Annotated in this window: 4 protein-coding genes; 2 read left to right on the top strand and 2 right to left on the bottom strand. The window is 66.0% G+C overall.

The window, feature by feature from the left end:
- Nucleotides 1-221 precede the first annotated feature (221 nt).
- Together ACTHNC_RS08415 and ACTHNC_RS08410 are read left to right on the top strand one after the other, a co-directional pair.
- Nucleotides 222-1,184, top strand: a complete 963-nt coding sequence (locus ACTHNC_RS08415) for a magnesium transporter CorA family protein (RefSeq protein WP_440294150.1) — start codon at nt 222-224, stop codon at nt 1,182-1,184.
- Between the two features lie 25 nt (nt 1,185-1,209).
- Nucleotides 1,210-1,605, top strand: a complete 396-nt coding sequence (locus ACTHNC_RS08410; protein WP_440294149.1) for a VOC family protein — start codon at nt 1,210-1,212, stop codon at nt 1,603-1,605.
- Nucleotides 1,606-1,614: 9 nt separating this feature from the next.
- Here ACTHNC_RS08410 and ACTHNC_RS08405 read toward each other — a convergent pair whose 3' ends face one another.
- Nucleotides 1,615-2,853, bottom strand: coding sequence for an arginine deiminase (locus ACTHNC_RS08405; protein ID WP_440294151.1), 1,239 nt, complete (start codon nt 2,851-2,853; stop codon nt 1,615-1,617).
- 28 nt (nt 2,854-2,881) lie between these two features.
- A complete protein-coding gene (locus ACTHNC_RS08400) occupies nt 2,882-4,417 on the bottom strand; it encodes a basic amino acid/polyamine antiporter (RefSeq protein WP_440294148.1) in 1,536 nt (511 codons plus the stop codon).
- Nucleotides 4,418-4,548: the final 131 nt, after the last annotated feature.

The raw sequence follows: 4,548 nt of genomic DNA, 5'->3' as shown, positions 1-4,548 counted from the left end.
GGCTGGTGCGGCGCGCCGCCCCGGCGCTCGGCCGCTGTTGTTCTCCGCGAGCGGCCGCGTATCTAGGGATCCCCCCTCCTTACAGGTCGCTGTTTCTGTCGCAACACAACGCGAATCCCGAAATAAACGGCGACCTGAGCGGGTGGGGCTCGTCGCGCGGGGCGGACAGGGCAGGGCTACGCTGACGGATGCCCCATCCACCTTCGTACAGCGGAGCCCGCATGCGCATCCTCGACTCCATCGACGACGCACTGATCAAGGAGTCGCGACAGAAGCAGGAGTTCTTCTGGCTCGACCTCTCCGACCCGAGCAAGGAGCAGATCGAGCACCTTGGTGCGCTGCTCGGCCTGCATCCGCTCGCGGTCGAGGACAGCGTCAAGTTCGGGCAACGGGCGAAGCTCGACACGTACGGCGATACGGCGCTGCTCGTGCTGCAGGGCGGCGTCGAGTCCGAGCCGGAGGACGAGAACCCGCATCCGCTCGAGGAGGTGCACTGCCACCTGAGCGGCGACTTCATCGTCACCGTGCACCGCAATCCGTACTCCGAGCTGCATGACCTGCGCGAGCAGTTCACCCGCAGCAACTCGCCGAAGACGGAGCGCTACTACGTCTACAAGATCGTGGATGTCATCGTCGACAGCTACTTCCCGATGCTCGCCGACCTGGATGAGCAGATCAACGACCTCGAAGACGCGATCGTCTCCGGTGCGGGGCGGCGCGAGCTCGAGGAGACCTTCCGGCTCAAGCGGCTGCTGCTCCGGCTGCGCAAGGCGGTCGTGCCGATGCGGGATGTCTTCGCGCGTCAGATCGAGGTCATCACCGACCTCGCCGGGCTCGAGCCCGACAGCCACGACTACTTCCGCGACATCTACGACCATTTGATCCGCATCTGCGACGAGCTCGACTCGTACCACGAGATGGTCGCCAGCTGCACCGATCTCTACCTGTCGACGGTCGCGAACAAGCAGGGTGCGACATCCAAGCAGCTCGCGATCATCGCCTCGATCTTTCTGCCGTTGAGCTTTCTGACCGGGTTCTTCGGCATGAACTTCAGCTGGGAGGTCGGGCACGTGCTCGTCGGCCCGTTGGCGTTCTTCCTGCTCGGCCTCGGCACGATGGTCGCCTCGGCGTGCCTCATGTGGTGGTGGTTCCATCACAAAGGCTGGACGCGCGCCGACGGATGACCGACCCTGGTACGGGGTGATCCGAATGCCTTCAATCAGCGTGCGGTACATCGTCCACGATGTCGACCAAGCGATCGCGTTCTACGTGGACCGGCTCGGATTCCGGTTGGTGATGCATCCGGCTCCGGCGTTCGCCATGCTGTCGCACGGTGAGCTGAGGCTGGTGCTGAGCGCACCGAGCGGAGGTCCGGGAGGCGGTGCGGCGATGCCTGACGGCACGCTGCCGCAACCGGGCGGCTGGAACCGCTTCTCGCTCGAAGTGGACGACCTCGATGCACGCGTCGAACGGCTCCGGGAACAGGGCGTGGGGATGCGCAATGAGATCGTCGACGGAGTCGGCGGCAGGCAGATCCTCATCGAGGACCCCTCCGGCAATCCGATCGAGCTGTTCGAGCCGACGATCCCCGAGGCGCGGCTGTAGCGCGGGCTCCTAGAACTCCACTGCGTCGCGGGAGATCGGGCACGTCATGCAGTGTCCTCCGCCGCGGCCTCGGCCGAGTTCCGCTCCGACGATCGTGATCACCTCGACGCCCGCCTTGCGCAGCAGCGTGTTCACGTGCGTGTTCCGGTCGTACGTGAACACGACGCCGGGCTCGACGGCCACCGCGTTGTTGCCGCTGTCCCACTGCTGACGCTCACCGGCATACCAGCCGCCTCCCGGCTCGACCGTGCGCAGCTTCGCGAGGCCGAGAGAGTCGGCGACCACGTCGACGAACGAGTCCTTCTCCTCGGTGACCTCCACCGACCCATCGTCCGAGGGACGCAGCGAGAACGCCTGGATGCCGTCCACGATGTCGGGGTAGTACGTCACGAGGTCGCGGTCCGCGAACGTGAAGACCGTGTCGAGGTGCATCGCGGCGCGCAGCTTGGGCATGCCGGCCACGACGACGCGAGTGGCGGCATCCGCTTCGAACAGCTTCGCCGCCAGCTGGGTGATCGCCTGCCGGGACGTCCGCTCGCTCATGCCGATCAGCACTGCGCCGTTTCCGACGGGCATCACGTCGCCGCCCTCGAGCGTGGCCTGGCCCCAGTCGAGTTCCGGGTCGCCCCACCACACCGTGTTGCCGGTGTAGTCGGGGTGGAAGTCGTAGATCGCCTTCATCAACAGCGTCTCGTCGTGCCTGGCCGGCCAGTACAGCGGATTCAGGGTGAGGCCGCCGTAGATCCAGCACGTCGTGTCGCGCGTGTACAGCGTGTTCGGCAGCGGCGGCATGAGGTACTCGTTCACACCGGTGGACTCTCTCGCCAGCGAGAGGTACGACGGGCGGAAGTCATCGGGCAGGTCGCGAGTCGAGAGGCCGCCGATGAGGTACTCGGCGAGGGTCGCGTCATCCAGCGAGTCGAGGAACGCCCTGGTATCGGCCATCAGGCCGAGGCCCACCTCGTTCGCGGTGATCTTGCGGTCGAGCAGCCAGGATTTCGCCCCGGGAACGGCGAGCGTCTGCGCGAGCAGCTCGTGCAGCTCAACCACCTCGACGCCGCGGGACTCGAGCTTGAGCACGAAATCGTGATGGTCGCGCTTGGCGTTGTGCACCCAGAGCACGTCGTCGAACAGCAGGTCATCGTTGTTGCTCGGCGTGAGCCGCTCGTGGGCCAGCCCCGGCCGGCACACCAGAACCTTGTTGAGCTTACCCACCTCGGAGTACACGCCATACGGCTGGTTCGGCATCAGGAACTCCTTGTTCTTCCTCGTCACATCAGTGGTTGTAGTAGTCGACCGGCGGCGGGGGCGCCACCTGCACGACACCGGTCGCGAGCAGCACGATGCCGACGATCGCGAACACGACGAGCACGATGAACACGACCCAGCCCGGTTTCGTGAAGACGGGCACGACGCGGCCGGGCGCGGCATCCGCTCGTTGTTCCCGCCGCGCGAAGTAGTAGAGCAGCGATGCCGGAGCGAGAAGGATGCCCGCGAGGAACATGAACACATACCCGGCCGCCCACACGAGGAAGAGCGTGTACACAGTGGAGATGATCGCGATCACCAGCTCGCGCACCCGGTGGTCCGGTCTCGCGACGTCGTATCCGTCGCGTCTGATCGCGATCTTCACCGCGTAGCCGCTGGCGAGCGCGTAGGGCGCGAGCGAGAGCGCCGCCGTGAGATCGAGCGTGAAGTCCAGCGCGTTGTGCAGGAACTGCACGATGAAGAGGATCAGCGTCACGAGGATCGACGTCCACAGCACGGCGTTCGCCGGAGCGCCGTGCTTGTTCAGCCGGCCGAAGTACTTCGGCATGTCCTTGTCGCTGGCCGCCGCGAACACCACGTCTGCGGCCAGCAGCTGCCACGCCAGGTAGGCGCCCAGCACGGAGATGATGAGACCGACCCGGATGACGGCGCCGCCCCATGGGCCGACGGCGGCCTCCAGCACGCTTCCCACCGATGGCTGCGGAAGCTTCGCGATCTCGGCTTTCGGCAGGATGCCGTACGACAGGATCGAGACGCTCGCGAACAGCGCGAGCACCGACAGGAATCCGATGACCGTCGCCCGGCCGACGTCGGAGCGCTTCTTCGCGTGTCGCGAGTAGACGCTCGCGCCCTCGATCCCGAGGAAGACGAACACGGTGACGAGCATCGTGCCCTGCACCTGATGGAACAGCGAGCCGCCGGGCAGGTCGTATCCGCCCGTCATGTTCGAGACGAAGACAGCCGGCCTGAAGAAGAAGATCACGAGCACGAGGAACAGCGCGAGCGGCACGAGCTTCGCGACAGTGACGATGGCGTTGATCGCCGCCGCCTCCTTCACGCCCTGTCTGATGAGCAGGAAGAACGCCCAGACCGCCGCCGCCGAGATGATGAACGCTACCCACGTGTCGCCCAAGCCGAGCACCGGCTTCAGGTCGGGGAAGAGCTGGCTGATCGTCGTCATGATCAGGATCCAGTAGAAGGCGTTGCCGGCGCAGGCGGATCCCCAGTATCCGACGGCGGAGAGGAACCCGGGGTACACGCCGAATCCCTCGCGGGCATATACGTACACGCCGTTGTCGAGCTTGGGCTTGCGATTCGCGAGAGTCTGGAAGACCAGGGCGAGGGTGAGCATCCCGAGACCCGCAATGGCCCACGCGATGATGGCGCCCACGACGCCAGTCTGGGCGGCGAAACGGGCCGGCAGCTGGAAGACGCCGGCGCCCACCATCGACCCGATCACCATGGCGGTGAGCGCGGGAAGGCTGAGCTTGTTGGTCTTCGACTGGTCGGGTGCCGTCTCGGTTGCGCTATCGGCTGTCGTCACTTGTGAGACCTCGGATCGTTGGATGCTCACCGGCATGCTCGCGCACACCGGCGTGCGACGGGAGGTCCATAGAGGGTGAATTGGAGCCAGCCGCTCCGTGGCGGGCGAAGTGCGGTGGGCCGGCTAGCCGA

This window comes from Humibacter sp. (genome assembly GCF_051954055.1).
Taxonomy (GTDB): domain Bacteria; phylum Actinomycetota; class Actinomycetes; order Actinomycetales; family Microbacteriaceae; genus Humibacter.
Note: the sequence above shows the minus strand (reverse complement) of the source record. Positions and strands in the feature narration are given on the sequence as shown.

Bases quoted from the DNA above. Each gene is read 5' to 3' on its own strand.
- ACTHNC_RS08405 (WP_440294151.1), bottom strand. From the start codon at position 2,853: ATGCCGAACCAGCCGTATGGCGTGTACTCCGAGGTGGGTAAGCTCAAC.
- ACTHNC_RS08415 (WP_440294150.1), top strand. From the start codon at position 222: ATGCGCATCCTCGACTCCATCGACGACGCACTGATCAAGGAGTCGCGA.
- ACTHNC_RS08410 (WP_440294149.1), top strand. From the start codon at position 1,210: ATGCCTTCAATCAGCGTGCGGTACATCGTCCACGATGTCGACCAAGCG.